Source organism: Rhizobium sp. Leaf311 (assembly GCF_001423445.1).
Taxonomy (GTDB): Bacteria; Pseudomonadota; Alphaproteobacteria; order Rhizobiales; family Rhizobiaceae; genus Agrobacterium.
The window spans coordinates 614,470-632,850 of sequence record NZ_LMNZ01000004.1 but is presented as its reverse complement, the minus strand read 5'-3'; the positions used below and the strand labels follow the sequence as shown (position 1 = coordinate 632,850).

The following is an 18,381-nucleotide window of genomic DNA, read 5'->3' as shown; positions in this document are numbered from 1 at the left end:
TTACACCCCCCTGGTGTCGCGCAGGTGATCCAGCCCCTTGCGCAGTGTCTCTATGATCTGGTCCACCTCGCCACGGCTGATGGTCAGCGGTGGTGATGCCAGCATACGGTCGCCCGTTGCGCGCATAACCAGACCGTTTTCCAGGCAGTGATTGCGCACCAGCATTCCCACATCGTCGGGTTGGTCGAAACGTTTGCGGATCGTCTTGTCGGCTGCAATCTGCAATCCGCCCATAAGACCGACACTGACGGCCTCGCCGACCAGTTCGTGAGACAAAAGGCTCTCCCAGCCCTTGCGGAAATAGGGGCCGATATCGTCCCTGACGCGTTCGACCAACCCCTCGTCTTCGATGATACGCAGGTTTTCGAGAGCGGCGGCGGCGCATACCGGGTGGCCGGAATAGGTGAAGCCATGGTTGAAATCGCCCACCTCGGATATCATGACCTGCGCCACCCTGTCGGAAACCAGTACGCCGCCAATCGGCAGGTAACCGGATGAAAGCCCCTTGGCGACCGGGGCCATATCCGGCTCGAAGCCGAAATGCTGATAGCCGAACCAGGAGCCAAGCCGCCCGAAGCCGCTAATGACTTCATCCGAGATCAGAAGAATGTTTCGCGCCTTGCAGATACGGGCAATCTCCGGCCAGTAGGTCTGCGGTGGCACGATGACGCCGCCCGCCCCCTGGATCGGCTCAGCCACAAAGGCGGCGACGTTCTCTTCGCCCAGTTCATCGATCCTGGCTTCCAGTTCTCGGGCCGCCTTCAGGCCGAATTCTTCCGGAGAAAGATCACCACCCTCGGCATACCAATAGGGCTGGCCGATGTGGGAAATACCGTCGATGGGAAGATTGCCCTGCTCATGCATCCACGTCATGCCGCCCAGCGAGGCACCGGCCACAGTCGATCCGTGATAGCCGTTGCGGCGCGCGATGACGTGCGTTTTCGTCGGGTGGCCCTGTGCCTTCCAGTAGACACGCGCCATTCGAAACCACGTGTCGGTGGCCTCGGAGCCGGAATTGGTGAAGAACACATGGTTCATGTTTGGTCCGGCATGGGCGGTCATCTTTTGTGCCAGAAGTGTTGCCGGTGGCGTCGTCGTGCCGAAGAAGGCGTTGTAATAGGGAAGCTCGGTCATCTGCCTTGCGACGGCTGCGGCCATTTCCGGGCGTCCATAACCGATATTGACGCACCATAAACCGGCAAAGGCATCCAGATACTTCTTGCCGGCGCTGTCATAGATGAAAACGCCCTCGCCCCGTTCAATGATGCGGGTGCCGGAAGCGTTCAGCTTTCCCATGTCGGAAAAGGGATGCAGATGGTGGGCGGCATCTATGGCTGCGAGGTTTGACAACGTTGCCGTGTGGTTATTCATGTCGCGACGCACTCCCATGCCCATGCCCTTGCACAGGCGAGCATGGCGTCGGCCAATGCTTTTTGCAAGCCGCAAAGGAACAACGCAGCCATGTTCCTACATGGCATGCAGGCGCGACCTCATGCTGTCGCAAAGTCCTTGGGGACGATGACCTTCAGCTCGCCAGCGTGCATCTTCAACGAGACGTCACGCTTCATTGGCAGCAACTCGCCGTCGATCACGCATTTGACGTCGTGTCTGCGCTTTGGAAAATGCAGTTCCGCATCGGTAACGGCCATGGCCGTCACGGCGGCGTTTTCCTTCAGCTTGCCGCGCATGATATCGATGGCAAGCCCTGCCACCCCTGAAGGCGTCAGCGCATCGGCGATATAGAGGCCAAGGTGCCCCCGCGTGATATCGTCGGCGACCAGCAGCGGGCTGGGCCCGAACTCGTTGTTGGATGCGGAGATCGCACAGACCCTGCGATGCTGGGTCTTGCCGTCCACCGTAAATTCCATGTCGAAGACGGGCGGGTTGAGCACGACGCCCAGCGCTGCGCGGACATTGGCGCGCATCTTGCCCAGCCGCGATGCATATTCCATCTTGTCGCGGTAGCGCACCATGCGCGCATGGAGGCCTGCGGAGAACTGATGCACGAATGGCTGGCCGTTGGCCGTTGCAATATCGACATTTTCGACATGGCCCTGCGCCAACGTATCGACTGCCTGCCAGATATCAAGCGGCAGTTTCAGCGAGCGGGCAAAGAGGTTCATCGTACCGGCGGGAACGACGCCAAGGGTAATCTTGTGTTTCCAGGCAATACCGGCAGCGGCGGAGATGGTGCCATCTCCACCACCGGCAATCAGGCCGTCCAGCCCTTTGTCATCGGCGGTGCGTTCCATCTCCTTGACGATGTCTTTGCCGGAAACGAGGCGGCATTCGATTTCGTGCCCTGCCTTGCTGAAAACCGTCTGGGCATGTTCGCAATAGGCGTCCATGTCGGTGGTTTTGAAGGTTCCGCCATCGCGGTTAAAGATCGCCACCAGCTTCATATGTTTATCCAGCCTTTGTTACACGCAAAGCGCGATCCTAAATGCAGCACGAAGGGTTACGTTCCGTACACCTTCGCGTGAGTCATGGATTTTGCAGAATCACATACTACCGCGACGCACAATTTGATGTTATGCCTGTGATAGGGTCATTTTAGTGACCACCACTTCCAGTCAGGGCAGGCCGAAATCTTCGGTCTTGCCCTTTTTTTCTTCGCACCCTGCAGAAGCCATGACCCAGATACGCCCATCCGAGAACCGCCCCGATGCGGAAGCCGAAAAGGCTGCGCCTTCTCCTGCAACAACGCTCACACCCTTTTCCATTGCCCTCATTGAGCTCGCTCTTGCCGCTGGCGGTTTCGGCATCGGCACAGGCGAGTTCGCCATCATGGGCCTCTTGCCGGATGTGGCCACCACCTATGGCGTTACCGTCCCGCAGGCTGGCTATGTGATTGCAGCCTATGCGATCGGCGTGGTCATCGGCGCGCCCATCATCGCGGTGCTGGCAGCGCGCATGACGCGCCGCGTCCTGTTGCTGGCGCTGATGAGCCTGTTTGCAGCGGGCAATATTCTCAGCGCAATCGCACCGGACTTTACCAGCTTTACCGTGCTGCGCTTCATCACCGGCTTGCCGCATGGCGCCTATTTCGGCGTTGCCGCCCTCGTTGCCGCATCCATGGCCCCGATCCACAAGCGCGCGCGTGCCGTTGGCCGCGTCATGCTGGGGCTAACCATCGCCACGCTGCTCGGCACACCGCTGGCAACTTTTTTCGGCCAGATGTTCTCATGGCGCGCCGCCTTCCTCATGGTCGGCGGTATCGCGCTGCTGACGGTGGTTCTGCTCTGGCTGTTTCAGCCAAGGGACAAGGTACAGGAAGGTGCCAGCATCTGGCGGGAACTCGGCGCGTTCCGTCGTGCCCAGGTTTGGCTGTCGCTGGCCGTCGCCTCGGTCGGTTTTGGCGGCATGTTCGCCGTCTTCAGCTATATCGCCAAAACCACGACCGATGTCGCCATGATGCCCGTTGCCACCGTGCCGGTCGTGCTTGCGCTTTTCGGCATCGGCATGAATGTCGGCAACGTCGTCGGTTCCCGTCTGGCCGATCTCTCGCTCAACGGCACGATTGGTGGAATGCTGGCCTTCAATGTGGTGCTGATGGCGCTGTTCGGGCTCACCGCCCACAACCCTTATATGCTGTGCATCTGCGTCTTCCTCATCGGCTGCGGATTTGCCGCCTGCCCGGCCGTGCAGACCCGCCTCATGGATGTGGCAGCCGATGCGCAAACACTCGCCGCCGCCTCCAACCACTCGGCCTTCAATATTGCCAATGCTCTCGGCGCATGGCTCGGCGGCCTCGCCATTGCGCTGGGTTATGGATATGCATCCACAGGCTATATCGGTGCAATCCTGTCCTTTGCCGGTCTCATCGTATTCGGCTTTGCCGTGGCGCTGGAAAAGCGCGAGAAGGCGGCTCTCACAGCCTGATTTCGCAGCACCCGGACAAGACCCGTGACGGGCATGTGAACCGCCGATTTACCTTGCGAAAATTTCATATTCGGCCTGCTTGACTCAACCTGTTTTCGGGCGCATTTGCTTTGATATGCGCAGGTCAAACCAAGGGTCTGGCGCAGATTTCCACGGAGCATCATTCGATGTCTAGCGACAGTAGTAGTCGATTGCCTTTGCCGAACACGGCGAAACGTGCACTGATCTGACACCTGTCGGCTCACCACGTTCCGCCGTGATCGGCGGATCGACTGGAAGGTGAGCAAACATGAACTTTCACAATCTCTCCCAGAGGGCCAGCAAGGCTGCACGGATTCTTCGCAGCGGTACTGGCCCCACGACAACAGCAGAACGCGTCGATCAGCTGAACACGCTCGACTTGGACGACGCCGTCGTCGCTCTGCTGAAGATGCCGCAGGCAAAGGCCGTCGCCGTTCTGGACCGTCCCGAACTACACCGGGCGGCCAACATCCTCGCGCTTCTGCCGCTGGATCGCGCCGTTCCCCTCGTCAATCTGATGTCGGATGACCGGGTGGCAGACGTGATGGCCGATATGGATGACGAGCCACGCGCAAAGCTTTTCGCCCGGCTGGACCGCGCCACTGCCACCGCCATCCAGCACCTGATGACCTATCCGCCCCGCACGGCTGGTTCCATGATGACGACGGAGTTCGTCAGCGTGCCCGACCGCTGGACGGTGGAGGAAACCCTTGCGCATATCCGCATCGTCGAGCGGTCCCGCGAAACGGTTTATGCCATCTATGTGCTGGCTGAAAATGGCACGCTCGCCAATGTTGTCACCCTGCGCCGCCTGGTGACCGGCGAACCCTCGGCCTCCATCCTCTCCGTTGCATCCATGGAAGGCATCACCTATGCCGATCCGCTGATGTCGCAGGAGGATGTTGCCCGCCTCATCCGCAAGCACGACCTGCTGGCCCTCCCCGTGGTGGACGAACACGACCACATTCTCGGCATCGTCACCGTCGATGACGTGATCGACACGATGATTGCCGATACCACCGAAGATGCGCATAAATTCGGTGGTATGGAAGCGCTGGGCAAACCCTATATGACGATGGGTTTCCTCGACATGATCCGCAAACGCGCCGGCTGGCTTTCCGCCCTGTTCCTCGGCGAAATGCTGACGGCCAGCGCCATGCAGCATTTCGAAGGAGAGCTGGAAAAGGCCGTGGTGCTGACCCTGTTCATACCGCTCATCATGTCCTCAGGCGGCAATTCCGGTTCGCAGGCCACATCGCTCATCATCCGGGCCCTAGCGCTGGGCGAACTCAAACTATCGGACTGGTGGCGGGTGTTGCTGCGCGAACTGCCAACGGGCCTCACGCTCGGCGCAATCCTCGGCGCAATCGGCTTCCTGCGGCTCACCGTGTGGCAACAGGCTGGCTTTTACGATTACGGCGAACACTGGCTGCTGGTCGGCTTCACCGTCTTTGCAGCCCTCGTCGGCATCGTCACCTTCGGCTCCATCACCGGCTCCATGCTGCCTTTCCTGCTGCAACGTATGCGCCTAGACCCCGCCTCAGCCTCGGCCCCATTCGTGGCAACGCTGGTCGATGTCACAGGTCTGGTCATCTACTTCTCGGTGGCACTGCTGATCTTGAGTGGGACTTTGCTTTAGGTGAGACAGAGCCATTGCTACACACTCCGCCGTCATCCTCGGGCTTGTCCCGAGGATGACGAAAGGCAAATTATCGTCCATCCGAGCCGCCTATCACCGCGCCCTAAGAGCACCCGCAACCGTGTGAATATGGGCCGCCCCAATTCCGCAGCAGCCGCCGATCATCGTCGCACCGGCGTCGGCCCAGGTGCAGGCGAAGCGGGAATAGGCGTCGTCGGTCAGGTCGGCGCGGGTTTCGTGCAGGCCTTCATTGGCAGCAGAGTCCCCCTGTTCGCCTTCGAAGGCATTGGCGTAGACGCCGATTTCGATTGAGGCGCCCTTGTCCTTGAAGACCGAGGCGGCTGTCTCGACAGCGGCTTTCATGACTTCCGGCTTGCTGCAATTGAAGAGCAGCGCCGCAGCGCCCGAGTCCGCGGCCCATTCGGCAGCCGCGCGCACCGTTTCGCCAGAGCGAAGCTGCGGTTCGTTGCCGCCGACTTGCGCGGCATCGTCGTTCAGGGTGAAGGAGACCCATAAGGGCTTGCTCGTCTCGGCAACGGCTTCGCGCACTGCCTCGCCCTCAGCGATCAGGCTCAGCGTTTCGCCAAGCCACACATCGACATGGGGAGCGAGGTTTTCGACGAGCACCTCGAGGTAATCCTGAACGCGCGCGGGGTCGAAATTCTGTGGTTCGTAGGAGCCGAAGATCGGCGGCAGGCCACCGGCGACGGTGACCTTGCGGCCCGATGCATCTGCCGCTTCGCGGGCCAGCTTGCCTGAGAGCGCAATCAGCGATGCGCCTTCTTTTTGGAAGCGCTCTTCACCAATGTGAAACGGCACCAGCGCGTAGGAATTGGTGGTGACGACATCGGCACCGGCCTCGATGAATTCCGCATGGACCTGTCGCACGATGTCTGGCGTGTCGATCAGCGCCAGGGCAGACCATTCCGGTTGTTTCAGCTGGGCGCCCAGCCGTTGCAATTCGCGGCTCATGCCGCCGTCGAGAATACGGATATCACCCATGTAAAAACTCCTTGAAACAATTATCGCCGCTGCGGCACCTGCGCTTCGACAAAGCCGAAGCAGCGCACAATGATGGCGGTGAGGATGAGGTAGAAAACGGTAACGACCAGCAGCGGCTCATAGACGAGCAGCGTATCCTGCCGGACCTTGTAAGCCACGGCGTAGAGATCCATGACTGTCACGGTGAAGGCAAGCGGCGTGGCTTTCAACTGCATGACCACCTCGCCCGCAATGGTTGGCAAGGCTATGCGGATGGCGCGGGGCAGCCAGATGCGGCGGATCAGCGTGAAACGGCCCATGCCGAATGCCCTGCCCGCCTCAAGTTCACCCTTTGGCACGGCCAGCAAAGCGCCGCGCAACACCTCGGCCTCGTATGCCGCATAATTGAGCGTGAAGCTGACGGCGGCGAAGAAGAAGCCTTCGCGCAACACCGGCCACATGAAGCTTTGCCGCAAGCCGGGGATCATCGGCAACAGCGAGCCGACGCCATAATAGAGCAGCCAGAGCTGAATGAGCAGCGGCGTGCCGCGAAAGAAGGTGCAGTAGCCGCGCGCCAGCAGCCGCGTCAGCCTGCCACCACTGACCTGCGCGAAGGCCAGCCCGATGGCGAGGATGAAGCCGATGCTGACGGAAATAACCAGCAGCGCCACCGTCTGATACGCGCCAGACAGCAGCAACGGCCAGTATTTTTCGATCCAGGAGAATTCCATCATGTCTCCTCAGGCCAGCGCCGGTTGGCCGCGCCGCACCCGGCGCTCGATCAATGAAAATACGAGGTTGGAAACGAGCGTAATCGCCAGATACATGAGCGCAGCTGCCGCGAAGAACAGGAAATATTGCTTGGTGCTGGCACCCGCCAGCCGCGTGGCCAGCGCCAGTTCCTGATAACCGACAACGGCCACCAGTGCGCTATCCTTGGTCACCGCCAGCCACAGATTGGACAGTCCCGGCAGAGCATTCGGCACCAGCGCTGGCACCACCACACGGCGAAAGCGCAGAAAGGGCGACATGCCGAAGGCACGCGCCGCTTCGATCTGCCCCGCCGGAATGGCAAGGATCGCACCGCGCAGAACCTCGGTCATATAGGCGCCCTGCACAAAGCCCAGAACGGCGATGGCAGCAGCAAACCCGTTGATCTCAAGCGACGGCATTCCAGCCCATTGCAACAGCCGGTTCAGGCCATCCGTTCCGGCATAATAGAGCCCGACAATGAGGATGAGTTCCGGCACGGCCCGGATCATCGTCGTGTAGAAATTAAGCACCATGCCCAGCGGCCTGTTGCCGGAAAGCTTGCCCAGCGCACCGGCCATGCCGATGAGGATGCCGATGAGATAGGCACCGGCAGAAATGGCAAGCGTGGAAACGGCACCTTTCAACAGCGTGCCACCCCATCCCGGAGGATAAGGCGACAGGAGTTGGACCATGGTTTCAATGCTTGCCATCAACGCGACCGTTTTGACTTACTTCGCGCCGTAGATGTCGAAGGTGAAGTACTTCTTGGTGATCTCGTCATATTTGCCGCTGGCACGAACCGCAGCAAGAGCGGCATTCAGCTTCTGCTTCAGCTCGGTATCGTCCTTGCGAAGACCGCCGGAAACGCCCAGACCCAGGATTTCCTTGTCATCAGCCACATTGCCGGCATCCGCGCAGCAATCCTTGCCCGCATCGCTTTTCAGGAAGGCATCGAGAACAAGGGAATCGCCAAAGACGTAATCGATACGACCAGCTGCCAGATCCTGGAAAGCTTCGTCCAGCGTCTGGTAGGTCTTCTCGTCGGCCACGTCCTTGAAATACTTGGCGTAATAGGCGGACTGGATGGTCGAGACCTGAATGCCGATGGTCTTGCCCTTCACGTCTTCGGCTGTCGCGCCCGGCTTGCCATCCTTGGCACCAATCAGCTTGCTTGGCGTGTTGTAGTATTTGTCGGTGAAGGTGATGACCTTCTGGCGCTCCTGCGTGTTGGACATGGACGACCAGATCACGTCGAACTTCTTGGCCTCAAGCGCTGGAATGAGGCCATCCCAGGACAGCTCGACGATAGAGCATTTTTCCTTCATTTCTGCGCATACGGCGTCCATGAGGTCGATTTCCCAGCCCTGCCACTTGCCGGACGCATCCTTGGCAAAGAATGGCGGATAGGATTCGTTCATGATGCCGAAGCGCACATCAGCGCTGGCCGTGAAGGCGGAAAGCGCAAATGCCGATCCGGCGAGCAGCGTGGCGAATAATTTCATTCTAAATTTCTCCTGTTGGAATATAGAAAACATCAGTTGGCGATAGCGCCGGTAAAATCTCTGGTGCGGGCGCTGACCGGGTTGCCGAAGACCTGCTCGGGCGCGCCCTCTTCTTCCACGCGGCCCTGATGCAGGAACATGACGTGGCTGGAAACATCGCGGGCAAAGCGCATCTCATGCGTGACCAACAGCATGGTGCGGCCCTCTTCGGCAAGATCGCGTATAACCTTCAGCACCTCACCCACCAGTTCCGGGTCCAGCGCCGAGGTCGGTTCGTCAAACAGCATCACGGCGGGTTCCACGCACAGTGCCCGCGCAATCGCGGCCCGCTGCTGCTGTCCGCCGGAGAGAAAGGCCGGATAGGCATCCTTCTTGTCGTAAAGGCCGACCTTGTTGAGCAGCGCTTCGGCCCTCTCGATCGCATCCTGCCGCTTCACGCCCATCACATGCACAGGCGCTTCGATGATGTTTTCCAGCACCGTGCGGTGAGCCCAGAGATTGAAATTCTGAAACACCATGCCAAGCCCGGTGCGCAGGCGTTCCACCTGTCGCCAGCTTTTCGGCACCGCCTTGCCATCACGCCCGATCTTGGTCGCCACCTCTTCGCCATTAACGGTCACGCGACCGCGGTCGGGCATTTCCAGAAAGTTGATGCAGCGCAGAAAGGTGCTCTTGCCGGAGCCGGACGAACCGATAATCGAGATGACGTCGCCCTTGCGGGCTTTCAGTGAAATGCCTGTGAGAACGTCCTGGGTACCGAAACTCTTGTGGATGTTTTCCACATCAAGCGCGTAGCCGCCTTCACTGCTCATCAATTGGCCCCGACTGTCCTGTTCCCGGATGGATACTTAAAGAAGCGCACGGCATTTGCCGCGCAATAAACGGCTCTATTGCATATCCGGGATGAAAAATCATTCCGTAGGAGAGATTTCAAGGAAAATCGGCTCCTGCCGGTTCTTCACCGGCAGGAGCGTGGATGAGGCATCAGGCCGTGGCGCTGATAACGCCGGTACCAAGCAGGACCAGCAAGAGAGCGCCAACCACCACGCGGTACCAGACGAAGGGCATGTAGCTCTTGGTCGAAACCAGTTTCAGGAAAAACACGATGACGGCATAACCCACGAAGAATGCAATGGCGGTGGCCAGCGCCGTAGGGCCCCATCCCACCGGGTTATCCTGGCCGATGCTCTTGAAAAGCTGATAGAAACCGGAACCGAAGACGGCAGGAACGGCCAGCAGGAAGGAATAGCGGGCAGCCGCTTCGCGGGTATATCCCAAAAGGAGACCGGCGGTGATGGTGCCGCCGGAGCGTGAAACACCGGGAATGAGCGCCATGGCCTGCGCAAAGCCAAACAGCACGGCATCGCGCCAGATCAGTTTCTTCAGCGGGTATTTCTTCTGGCCGATACGGTCGGCATAACCGAGAATGAGGCCGAAGACGATCAGCATGACGGCGGTGATATAGAGATTGCGCAGCGAGTGTTCGATGGCGTCCTTGAACAGCAGACCCAGCAGCACGATTGGCACCGAACCGACGATGATCATCCAGCCCATGCGGGCGTCGGTCGGATCATATTCGCCACCGATGCGCAGGTTCTGGCGAAGCCAGGCATTGGCAATGCGCATGATATCGGACCAGAAATAGACGAGGACGGCCAGCTCCGTTCCAATCTGGGTGATGGCGGTGAAGGCAGCACCCGGATCGATACCGGACGGAAGAAACTCACCCGCAATGCGCAAATGTGCGCTGGAAGAAATGGGCAGGAACTCCGTAAGCCCCTGAATAAAACCGAGAATTGCCGCCTCGATCCAACCAATTGTCATGCTTGTCATCCCTGACTGAGAATCACTGCCGCGACGCTATGAAGCAAAACGGGCAGATCCATGTTGCAATGCGGAAAATAATATTCGCAGAATTAGCGCAGCAGAAATGCCAGCGCCCAATCTGTAAGCCGACCGAATGGTGCACGCAACAGGGTTGGCAGACTCCAGCGTCCCTGCACGAAAACACCTTTGGCATGGCTCATGCGGCGAAAGCCTTCAATGCCGTGGTAAGCGCCCATGCCGCTTGCCCCCACTCCCCCGAAGGGCAGGTCGTCCTGCGCCACATGCAGCATCGTGTTGTTGATGCCGACATTGCCGGATGTCGTGCGGGCCAGCACCGCGCGACAGTCCTCGCTGTGCTCCTCACCAAAGAAATAGAGCGCCAGCGGCCTTGGCCGTGCATTGATGAAGGAGATGACCTCGCCGGTGTCCCGATAGGTCCGCACCGGCAAAACCGGCCCAAAGATTTCCTCGCGCATGACAGTCATCTCGTCGGTTGCGCCGAAAACCAGCGTGGGCGGCATAACGCGGATACGGCTCGATGCGACATCACCGACTGTGCCCGGCTGTACCACACGCGCGCCCTTTTGCCGGGCATCCTCCAGCAGTCCGCTCAGGCGGGTAAAGTGTCGGTCGCTGACGATGGAGGCAAAATCGGCAGTGCCCACGCCCTTGGGATAGGACTGCGCGACCGCCGCCTCGAAGGCCTGAGTGAAGGCTGCCAAATCGTCCTCATGGACAAAGACATAGTCCGGGGCAACGCAGGTCTGCCCGGCATTGGTCAACTTGCCGAAAGCGATGGACGCAACGTGGTTTTGCGTCGCATGACCCTTCTGGATGATGGTCGGGCTTTTGCCACCCAGTTCGAGTGTCACCGGCACGAGGTTGGCGCTGGCTGCCGCCATGACGTGCCTGCCCACCTCGGTGCTGCCGGTAAAGAACAGGTGGTCGAAAGCAAGCAGGCTGAAGGCTGCCCCGACAGATGCGTCGCCCAGGACAACAGCGACCTTCTCTTGCGGGAAAACCGCCGCCAGCATCTCCTCAATCAACTGGCTGGTGCGTGGCGTCAGCTCGGAAGGCTTGAGCATGGCCCTGTTGCCTGCGGCCAGCGCGGTTGCCACCGGCACCATGGCCAGCAGAAAGGGATAATTCCACGGCGACATAATGCCGATGACGCCCAGCGGCTGATATTCCACATATGCGCGCCCCAGCTGGAACGTCGGCGCGACATGACGGCGCTCCGGCTTCATGAAGCGTTTCAGATTGCGCGACAGGTAGTCGATGGCCTGTACCGCGCCTAAAATATCCAGCAGCGCCGTTTCCCGATGCGATCGTCCGCCGAAATCCGCATCGACCGCCTGCTCGATATCGCGCCTTCGCGCAATGATCGTCCGGCGCAGTTCCTTCAGATCGGCTTTGCGCGCTTCGAGCGTGGGCGGGCCGTCGCGCAGAAATGCATCGCGCTGCTGTAGCAATGTGGTGGCAGCGTCGCTCATTCGGCTGCTTCCAGTGAGGTTGTCGGAGCGTGTGGCGGAACAACACGCCTCTCGCCCTGTTCGCAGACCACATGCGCGTCGCCCCATGTTTTGAGGGCAGCGATCACCGGCTGCATGGAGTGGCCGAGCGGCGTCAGGTCATAATCCACGCGCGGCGGCACAACGGCAAAGACCTTCCGGGAAATCAGCCCCGCCTCCTCCAGTTCCCGCAATTGCTTCGTCAGCATCCGCTGGGTGACGCTGGGAATGTGTCGGCGCAGCGCGTTGAAGCGAAGCGTACCTTCATTCATGAGGTGATAAAGGATGACGCCCTTCCATTTTCCATCAATGAAACTCAGCGTCGATTCCACCGGACATCCGGGAAAATTGCCTGTTAGCTTGGCACGTGGACGGGACATCACAGTATCCTTTTTGTGCGTATATACACAATATGTGCATTCTTGCGCTCCATGCCCATCTCTACCAAATAGGATCCGACGCAACAAGCAAAGGAGATCACGCCATGCGTGCTATCGGTTACAAAAGTGCAAAGCCCGTCACGGAAGCGGATGCGCTTCTCGATCTGGAGGTGCCAATGCCGCAGGCCAAGGGGCTTGACCTTCTGGTTGAGGTAAAAGCGGTCTCCGTCAATCCGGTCGATACAAAGGTGCGCCGCAACCAGGCACCGGAAAATGGCGAGGCGCGCATCCTCGGGTTCGACGCCGCAGGCGTCGTCAAATCGGTGGGTGAAGGGGTCAGCCTGTTCAAGCCGGGCGACGAGGTGTTTTACGCAGGCGCCATCGACAGGCCCGGCTCCAACAGTGAATATCATCTCGTGGATGAGCGTATCGTCGGCAAAAAGCCGAAGAGCTTGAGTTTCGAAGAGGCAGCCGCCCTTCCCCTGACCGCGATCACCGCTTACGAGGCGCTGTTCGATCGGCTGAATGTCAGGCAATCCGTCCCGGGCGCTGCCAATGCCATCGTCATCATCGGCGGCGCAGGCGGCGTGGGCTCCATCGCCATCCAGCTTGCCCGGCAATTGACGGATCTCGTCGTCATCGCCACCGCCTCTCGTCCTGAGACGAAGGAATGGGCAACCAAGCTTGGCGCCCATCACGTTATCGACCATAGCCAGCCGCTTGCCCCTCAGGTGGAGGCACTGGGTCTCGGTGCGCCCGGCTTCGTTTTCTCCACGACGCAGAGCGATATTCATGCGGCAGACAGTGTTGCGCTTCTTGCCCCACAGGGCCGCTACTGCCTGATCGATGATCCCAAAGGCGGCTTCGATATCATGCCCTTCAAGCGAAAGGCCATCTCGGTACACTGGGAGTTCATGTTTGCGCGGCCGCTGTACCAGACCGCCGATATTCTGGAGCAGCACAAGCTTCTCAACCATGTTGCCGAGATGGTTGATGCAGGCCAGATCAAGACCACGATGACGGATGTCTATAGCACCATCAACGCGGCCAATCTGCTAAAGGCCCATGCCTTGATCGAAACCGGAACGGCGAAGGGCAAGATCGTCCTGTCCGGTTTCTAAGCCTGAAAGCACTGAGGGAGCTCCAGCGACAGGCCGGGGCTCCCTCTTTCATCAAAAACAGTAAACTGCGTGCGCCGTCGAGCGCCTCAATCCTCGTCTGGATCTTCCGGGCAAGGCCATGAGGTCGGCGTCGTCAACCCCTGTGGAAGCTTCGTCTTGGCGTCGCCGCAGGCAATGTCGATTTGCTTCTGCTCCAGCCCCGTCGCCGCCGAAAGGTCCAGCCCTTCGATACGGGTAAGCAGAAGAAACGCGTTTTCGAAATCGATAGGCCCGGTCAAGTTCGCACCTTCGAACCGGGCGCGGGAGAGATTGGCCATCGTGAATTTCGCGCCCGTCAGCGTTGCGCCTTCGAAATCGGCACGGCCAAGCTCCGCCTTGCTGAAATCCGTTCCGACCAGCTTTGCATTCTCGAAACTGGCGCGCTGCATTTCAGCATTGTTGAACTTGGCATTTTCCGCATCAGCATCGCTGAAGTCACCGCGATAGGCCTCGACCTTGACGAAATTGCCTTCCTGCAACTGGGATGATGCAAGCGATGTGCGAATGAGCTTGGCCTTCTCCAGATTGGCTTTCTTGAAAGACGAGCCGCGAAGATCGGTAAAGGTAAAATCCGTGCCACGAAGATCGGCACCATCAAGCACGCTGCCACCCAGCATCAGAAGCCGCTTGTTGCAAGCGCTCCAATCCAACCCCGCACTCGCCTCAGCCCGGCAGCTTGCGGCTAGGCTTTGTTTTGCGGGGAATGCGACCATGGCAAACACGGTGAAAACCACTCCACAAAGGAGCCGTGGTCCACCGTGAGAATAAACTTTGCCTGTTGCCATATTCATCATCTACTCCCAAACCTGATCTCTGCCAGCATAGTCACTTACATCTGTCAGGTTCCGTGCCTACAAATATGGCATTCGCCGCCAACCTGCAAATACCAAACTAAGAAGCTCGGCTTTCAGCACGTCCCACCACGAATATTTTTTCGACTGAAACCATCGCCGGGTTCCACCCTAGTTGCCACTGGAAGAGAATCGGGAATTTGTCCCATCCAATTCCATTTGCATCGCGACACGCCGTTGCGGATCAAGACCTGATGCTACTTGGCTGTCCAACCGTTCCTGGATAAACCCCGGGACATCTGCTGCGGTCAGGATTTCGAATCCCAGCTTCGCGTAAAACGGCGCATTGAAGGGTGCAAACCGATCCGTCGTCAAAACCGCACCGCCCAACCCTTCGTGGCGACCCTTTTCAAGCAGTGACAGCATCAGCGCTTTCCCAATGCCCTTGCCGTGCAAATCCGGTTCGACATCGACTTCTACAATGTGGAGATATCGCCCCACCACGTGAGCGGCGGCAAAACCAGTTACACGGCCCGAACCCAATTCTTCTGCTACCAGCAGAAAACCTTGGTCGAGGCTTTGCTGAAGGACGAATTGCGGAGAAGACGATGGCTGCGACGACACGAAGCATGCCTTTGCCCATACGGCAAAGGCATTGAGCTCTATTTCCGCCAACCGCGCAAACTCCTCAGTCCGCGCTGCACGAATGGTCACTATGGGATTTCGCATCGTCAACGCTAGGATCACATATTCGCGTAAACCGGCCCCTCACCGCCCTGCGGTGGTACCCAGTTGATGTTCTGGTTGGGGTCCTTGATATCGCAGGTTTTGCAGTGAACGCAGTTTTGGGCGTTGATGACGTAGGTCGGCTCGCCGTCTGTCTCCACCCATTCGTAGACACCGGCGGGACAGTAGCGTGTGGAGGGACCGGCATAGACGTCATGCTCGGAGCGCTTCTGCAGGTCCATGTCCTTGACCTGCAGGTGCACCGGCTGGTCTTCCTCATGGTTGGTCGAGGAAATGAAGACGGATGACAGGCGGTCGAAGGTCAGCACGCCATCGGGCTTTGGATAGGCAATCGGCTTGTGAAGCTTGGCAGGTTCCAGGCTTTCCGCATCCGTCTTGCCGTGCTTCAACGTGCCGAACAGGGAGATGCCGAGCAACTGGTTGGTCCACATATCCAGCCCGCCCAGTGCTACGCCAAGCGCCGTGCCGAACTTCGACCACAGCGGTTTGACGTTCCGGACGCGCTTCAAATCCTTGCCGATGTCGCTGTCGCGCCATTCGTTTTCGATTTCGATCACTTCATCATTGGCGCGGCCTGCAGCAATGGCTTCGGCCAGCTTTTCAGCGGCCATCATGCCCGACAGCACGGCGTTATGGCTGCCCTTGATGCGCGGCACGTTGACGAAACCGGCGGAACAGCCGATCAGCGCGCCGCCCGGGAAAGTCAGCTTCGGAACCGACTGATACCCGCCTTCGGTGATGGCACGTGCGCCATAGGACAGGCGCTTGCCCCCCTCGAACGTGTCGCGGATGGCAGGGTGCGTCTTGTAGCGCTGGAATTCCTCGAAGGGATAGAGATAGGGGTTCTTGTAGTTCAGGTGCACGACGAAGCCGACAGCCACAAGGTTGTCTTCGAGGTGGTAGAGGAACGAGCCGCCACCGGTCTTCATGCCCAACGGCCAGCCAAAGGAGTGCTGGACCAGACCCGGGCGGTGCTTCTCAGGCTTGACCTGCCAGAGTTCCTTGATGCCGATGCCGAACTTCTGGACGTCGCTATCCCTGGAAAGATCGAATTTCTTGATGAGCTGTTTGGCAAGCGATCCGCGCACGCCCTCGCCGATCAGCACATATTTGCCCATCAGCGCCATGCCGCGTGTAAATGCCGGGCCGGGTTCGCCATTGCGCTCCACACCCATATCGCCGGTAGCAACGCCGATGACAGCGCCCGCCTCGTTATAAAGAACCTCCGTGGCCGCAAAGCCGGGGTAGATCTCCACACCAAGTGCCTCTGCCTTTTCGGCAAGCCAGCGACAGACGAGACCAAGCGAGACGATGTAGTTGCCGTGATTGTTCATCAACGGCGGCATGGCAAAGTTGGGCAGGCGGATCGATCCGGCAGGCCCCAGCAGCAGGAACTGGTCATCCTTGACTTCGGTCTTGAAGGGATGCACCTCGTCCTCGCGCCAGCCGGGCAGCAACCGGTCGATGCCGATCGGATCGACCACGGCGCCCGAAACGATATGCGCGCCAACTTCTGAGCCTTTTTCGAGAACGACAACAGAGAGATCAGGATTGACCTGCTTAAGCCGTATCGCAGCCGAAAGCCCCGCCGGACCTGCGCCAACGATGACAACGTCGAATTCCATCGATTCGCGTTCCGGCAATTCCATTGCTTCGGTCATATCCATCCTCTCCGCTTACCGGTCCCTTCCGGCATTGTTTTTCTAACGCGCCTGCGCCTGCAGGGTTCATTGCACGCGCCATACCAGCATGCCTTTAAAGACCGCCATCTCGATAACTTTCTTCGCAAAGCGCAAAGCCGTTGTCGAGGTTGAAGTCAGGCAAATCGGCCACAAACCCATTACATTCTCTGACGCAATTGTAATAGCTTACTTTTACGTGCACGTAATTTAATGCGGAATGGCCCTTAGGGTCAAGCGCTCCCACACGTCCCGTGACAACAACGGCACTCAAACGAAATAAACCGCAGACGCCTTCAAAATCGGCAAGACCACCCCTATAACCTCGGCAACATGTTTCAGGAGGACAGCACTTATGGATTTCGGCATTTCCGGCAAACGCGCCCTTGTTCTGGCATCGTCGCGCGGCCTTGGTCTCGGCATTGCAACGGCGCTGGCCAAAGAAGGCGCAAACGTGCTTCTGGTTGGTCGCACCGCCGATAGGCTGGCTGCCAATGCGCAAGCCATCAACGCGCTTGGAAAAGGCAAGGCCGACTGGGTCGAGGCCGATCTCGCACAGAATGATTTCGTGCCGAAGATGGTTGAGGCCGTGAAGGAAAAGCTCGGCGGCATCGACATTCTCGTCAATAACACGGGCGGGCCTACGCCCGGCAGCGCGCAGGATATCACCGCCGAGACGCTCGAAACCTTCTTTCAGTCCATGGTGCTGCGCGTCATTACATTGACGGGCGCTTTTCTGCCGCAGATGAAGGAACAGGGTTGGGGGCGCATTCTGACCGTCGCGTCTTCAGGCGTATTCGAGCCCATTACGAACCTTGCGCTTTCCAACACGCTGCGGGGCGCACTTGTGGGCTGGAACAAGACCCTTGCCGCAGAAGTTGCCAGCAATGGCGTCACCGCCAACCTTCTTCTGCCCGGGCGCATCCACACCGACCGTATCGATGAGCTGGATGGTGCAAATGCCAAAAGGCTGGGCAAGAGCGTCGAGGAAATCCGCGATGCATCGCTGAAAAACATTCCGGCCGGACGCCTTGGCACGGTGGAAGAGTTTGCGGCCGCTGGCGCATTCCTGTGCTCGCAACCCGCCAGCTACATCACCGGCACCATGCTGCGGGTGGATGGCGGAGCATCGAAGTCGATCTGATCGCACATCTGGCATCGTAAAGGCGCCAGAACGTCAATGAGCACGCCCACAGCTGCGCAGGCGTGCTTCTGCACCGGTAAAACAGACGAGCATCCGAAAGTGCTTTCACTTCCCGCGCCAAGGCGTAGAGTGACGCATCGGTTCTCCATTGAGGCTTATCATGCGGATAGTTCGTCTGTTGCTTACCTTCTTCGGCGCACTTCTGGCCCTTGTCGGCCTGTTGTGGATGGGTCAGGGAAGCGGATATTTCCCCTACCCCGCGTCCAGTTTCATGATCGACCAAAGCCCATGGATCATCCGAGGAGCCTTCGTCGCGCTCGTCGGGCTTGCCATGATCTTTGCCGGCCGACGCCTCATTCGCTAG

The 18,381-nt window shown here is 59.1% G+C and carries 18 protein-coding genes; 5 read left to right on the top strand and 13 right to left on the bottom strand.

From position 1 onward, the window contains the following. Together ASF69_RS08825 and ASF69_RS08820 are read right to left on the bottom strand one after the other, a co-directional pair. Window positions 1–1,371: an aspartate aminotransferase family protein gene (locus ASF69_RS08825; RefSeq protein WP_062587247.1), complete on the bottom strand. Its 1,371-nt coding sequence runs from the start codon at window positions 1,369–1,371 to the stop codon at window positions 1–3. A 119-nt stretch (window positions 1,372–1,490) separates the two neighbouring features. Continuing rightward, a complete protein-coding gene (locus tag ASF69_RS08820) occupies window positions 1,491–2,402 on the bottom strand; it encodes a diacylglycerol kinase family protein (RefSeq protein WP_062586910.1) in 912 nt (303 codons plus the stop codon). Between the two features lie 229 nt (window positions 2,403–2,631). Between ASF69_RS08820 and ASF69_RS08815 the strand changes: the two genes are divergently transcribed. After that, complete coding sequence (locus ASF69_RS08815) at window positions 2,632–3,882, top strand: MFS transporter (protein WP_062586909.1); 1,251 nt, start codon at window positions 2,632–2,634, stop codon at window positions 3,880–3,882. 289 nt (window positions 3,883–4,171) lie between these two features. Further along, a complete protein-coding gene (gene mgtE / locus ASF69_RS08810; protein WP_062586908.1) occupies window positions 4,172–5,542 on the top strand; it encodes a magnesium transporter in 1,371 nt (456 codons plus the stop codon). A gap of 93 nt (window positions 5,543–5,635) precedes the next feature. Here mgtE and ASF69_RS08805 read toward each other — a convergent pair whose 3' ends face one another. The 8 genes from ASF69_RS08805 to ASF69_RS08770 form a co-directional block, all read right to left on the bottom strand. Continuing rightward, window positions 5,636–6,544 (bottom strand): homocysteine S-methyltransferase family protein, encoded by a 909-nt coding sequence (locus tag ASF69_RS08805; protein ID WP_062586907.1) that lies wholly within the window; start codon window positions 6,542–6,544, stop codon window positions 5,636–5,638. Window positions 6,545–6,564: 20 nt separating this feature from the next. Next, on the bottom strand, window positions 6,565–7,254 hold the full coding sequence (locus ASF69_RS08800) for an ABC transporter permease (RefSeq protein ID WP_062587246.1): 690 nt from the start codon (window positions 7,252–7,254) through the stop codon (window positions 6,565–6,567). Window positions 7,255–7,263: 9 nt separating this feature from the next. Then, the gene (locus ASF69_RS08795) at window positions 7,264–7,986 is read right to left on the bottom strand and encodes an ABC transporter permease (RefSeq protein WP_062586906.1); all 723 of its coding nucleotides are present in this window, start codon (window positions 7,984–7,986) and stop codon (window positions 7,264–7,266) included. 18 nt (window positions 7,987–8,004) lie between these two features. Continuing rightward, a complete protein-coding gene (locus ASF69_RS08790) occupies window positions 8,005–8,778 on the bottom strand; it encodes a transporter substrate-binding domain-containing protein (RefSeq protein ID WP_062586905.1) in 774 nt (257 codons plus the stop codon). Window positions 8,779–8,810: 32 nt separating this feature from the next. Beyond that, window positions 8,811–9,590 carry an ATP-binding cassette domain-containing protein gene (locus tag ASF69_RS08785; RefSeq protein ID WP_062586904.1) on the bottom strand — a complete coding sequence of 260 codons (780 nt, stop codon included), beginning with the start codon at window positions 9,588–9,590 and terminating at the stop codon, window positions 8,811–8,813. A 172-nt stretch (window positions 9,591–9,762) separates the two neighbouring features. Beyond that, window positions 9,763–10,602, bottom strand: a complete 840-nt coding sequence (locus ASF69_RS08780) for an undecaprenyl-diphosphate phosphatase (RefSeq protein WP_062586903.1) — start codon at window positions 10,600–10,602, stop codon at window positions 9,763–9,765. 92 nt (window positions 10,603–10,694) lie between these two features. Continuing rightward, window positions 10,695–12,098, bottom strand: coding sequence for a coniferyl aldehyde dehydrogenase (locus tag ASF69_RS08775; protein ID WP_062586902.1), 1,404 nt, complete (start codon window positions 12,096–12,098; stop codon window positions 10,695–10,697). Then, entirely contained in the window at window positions 12,095–12,496 is a 402-nt protein-coding gene (locus ASF69_RS08770) for a helix-turn-helix domain-containing protein (RefSeq protein WP_062586901.1), read from the bottom strand. The genes ASF69_RS08775 and ASF69_RS08770 overlap by 4 nt, the downstream gene beginning before the upstream one ends. 104 nt (window positions 12,497–12,600) lie before the next feature. On the opposite strand from ASF69_RS08770, the gene ASF69_RS08765 reads away from it, so the two are divergent. After that, entirely contained in the window at window positions 12,601–13,617 is a 1,017-nt protein-coding gene (locus tag ASF69_RS08765) for a zinc-binding alcohol dehydrogenase family protein (protein ID WP_062586900.1), read from the top strand. An 86-nt stretch (window positions 13,618–13,703) separates the two neighbouring features. On the opposite strand, the gene ASF69_RS08760 is transcribed toward ASF69_RS08765, so the two are convergent. From ASF69_RS08760 to ASF69_RS08750, 3 genes are all read right to left on the bottom strand, one after another. Next, entirely contained in the window at window positions 13,704–14,369 is a 666-nt protein-coding gene (locus tag ASF69_RS08760) for a pentapeptide repeat-containing protein (protein WP_244475441.1), read from the bottom strand. A 249-nt stretch (window positions 14,370–14,618) separates the two neighbouring features. After that, window positions 14,619–15,161 carry a GNAT family N-acetyltransferase gene (locus tag ASF69_RS08755; RefSeq protein ID WP_162238068.1) on the bottom strand — a complete coding sequence of 181 codons (543 nt, stop codon included), beginning with the start codon at window positions 15,159–15,161 and terminating at the stop codon, window positions 14,619–14,621. A 29-nt stretch (window positions 15,162–15,190) separates the two neighbouring features. Next, a complete protein-coding gene (locus tag ASF69_RS08750; RefSeq protein WP_062587244.1) occupies window positions 15,191–16,855 on the bottom strand; it encodes an electron transfer flavoprotein-ubiquinone oxidoreductase in 1,665 nt (554 codons plus the stop codon). 373 nt (window positions 16,856–17,228) lie between these two features. Between ASF69_RS08750 and ASF69_RS08745 the strand changes: the two genes are divergently transcribed. Next, window positions 17,229–18,017 carry an SDR family oxidoreductase gene (locus ASF69_RS08745; RefSeq protein WP_062586898.1) on the top strand — a complete coding sequence of 263 codons (789 nt, stop codon included), beginning with the start codon at window positions 17,229–17,231 and terminating at the stop codon, window positions 18,015–18,017. Window positions 18,018–18,177: 160 nt separating this feature from the next. Next, the gene (locus tag ASF69_RS08740) at window positions 18,178–18,381 is read left to right on the top strand and encodes a hypothetical protein (RefSeq protein WP_062586897.1); all 204 of its coding nucleotides are present in this window, start codon (window positions 18,178–18,180) and stop codon (window positions 18,379–18,381) included.

Excerpts from the sequence above, each read along its gene's own strand:
- ASF69_RS08745 (WP_062586898.1), top strand. The coding sequence starts at position 17,229 with ATGGATTTCGGCATTTCCGGCAAACGCGCCCTTGTTCTGGCATCGTCG.
- ASF69_RS08820 (WP_062586910.1), bottom strand. The coding sequence starts at position 2,402 with ATGAAGCTGGTGGCGATCTTTAACCGCGATGGCGGAACCTTCAAAACC.
- ASF69_RS08770 (WP_062586901.1), bottom strand. The coding sequence starts at position 12,496 with ATGTCCCGTCCACGTGCCAAGCTAACAGGCAATTTTCCCGGATGTCCG.
- ASF69_RS08825 (WP_062587247.1), bottom strand. The coding sequence starts at position 1,371 with ATGAATAACCACACGGCAACGTTGTCAAACCTCGCAGCCATAGATGCC.
- ASF69_RS08790 (WP_062586905.1), bottom strand. The coding sequence starts at position 8,778 with ATGAAATTATTCGCCACGCTGCTCGCCGGATCGGCATTTGCGCTTTCC.
- ASF69_RS08750 (WP_062587244.1), bottom strand. The coding sequence starts at position 16,855 with ATGACCGAAGCAATGGAATTGCCGGAACGCGAATCGATGGAATTCGAC.
- ASF69_RS08800 (WP_062587246.1), bottom strand. The coding sequence starts at position 7,254 with ATGGAATTCTCCTGGATCGAAAAATACTGGCCGTTGCTGCTGTCTGGC.
- ASF69_RS08795 (WP_062586906.1), bottom strand. The coding sequence starts at position 7,986 with ATGGCAAGCATTGAAACCATGGTCCAACTCCTGTCGCCTTATCCTCCG.
- ASF69_RS08785 (WP_062586904.1), bottom strand. The coding sequence starts at position 9,590 with ATGAGCAGTGAAGGCGGCTACGCGCTTGATGTGGAAAACATCCACAAG.
- ASF69_RS08740 (WP_062586897.1), top strand. The coding sequence starts at position 18,178 with ATGCGGATAGTTCGTCTGTTGCTTACCTTCTTCGGCGCACTTCTGGCC.
- ASF69_RS08815 (WP_062586909.1), top strand. The coding sequence starts at position 2,632 with ATGACCCAGATACGCCCATCCGAGAACCGCCCCGATGCGGAAGCCGAA.
- ASF69_RS08775 (WP_062586902.1), bottom strand. The coding sequence starts at position 12,098 with ATGAGCGACGCTGCCACCACATTGCTACAGCAGCGCGATGCATTTCTG.
- ASF69_RS08805 (WP_062586907.1), bottom strand. The coding sequence starts at position 6,544 with ATGGGTGATATCCGTATTCTCGACGGCGGCATGAGCCGCGAATTGCAA.
- ASF69_RS08765 (WP_062586900.1), top strand. The coding sequence starts at position 12,601 with ATGCGTGCTATCGGTTACAAAAGTGCAAAGCCCGTCACGGAAGCGGAT.
- ASF69_RS08760 (WP_244475441.1), bottom strand. The coding sequence starts at position 14,369 with ATGGTCGCATTCCCCGCAAAACAAAGCCTAGCCGCAAGCTGCCGGGCT.
- mgtE (WP_062586908.1), top strand. The coding sequence starts at position 4,172 with ATGAACTTTCACAATCTCTCCCAGAGGGCCAGCAAGGCTGCACGGATT.
- ASF69_RS08780 (WP_062586903.1), bottom strand. The coding sequence starts at position 10,602 with ATGACAATTGGTTGGATCGAGGCGGCAATTCTCGGTTTTATTCAGGGG.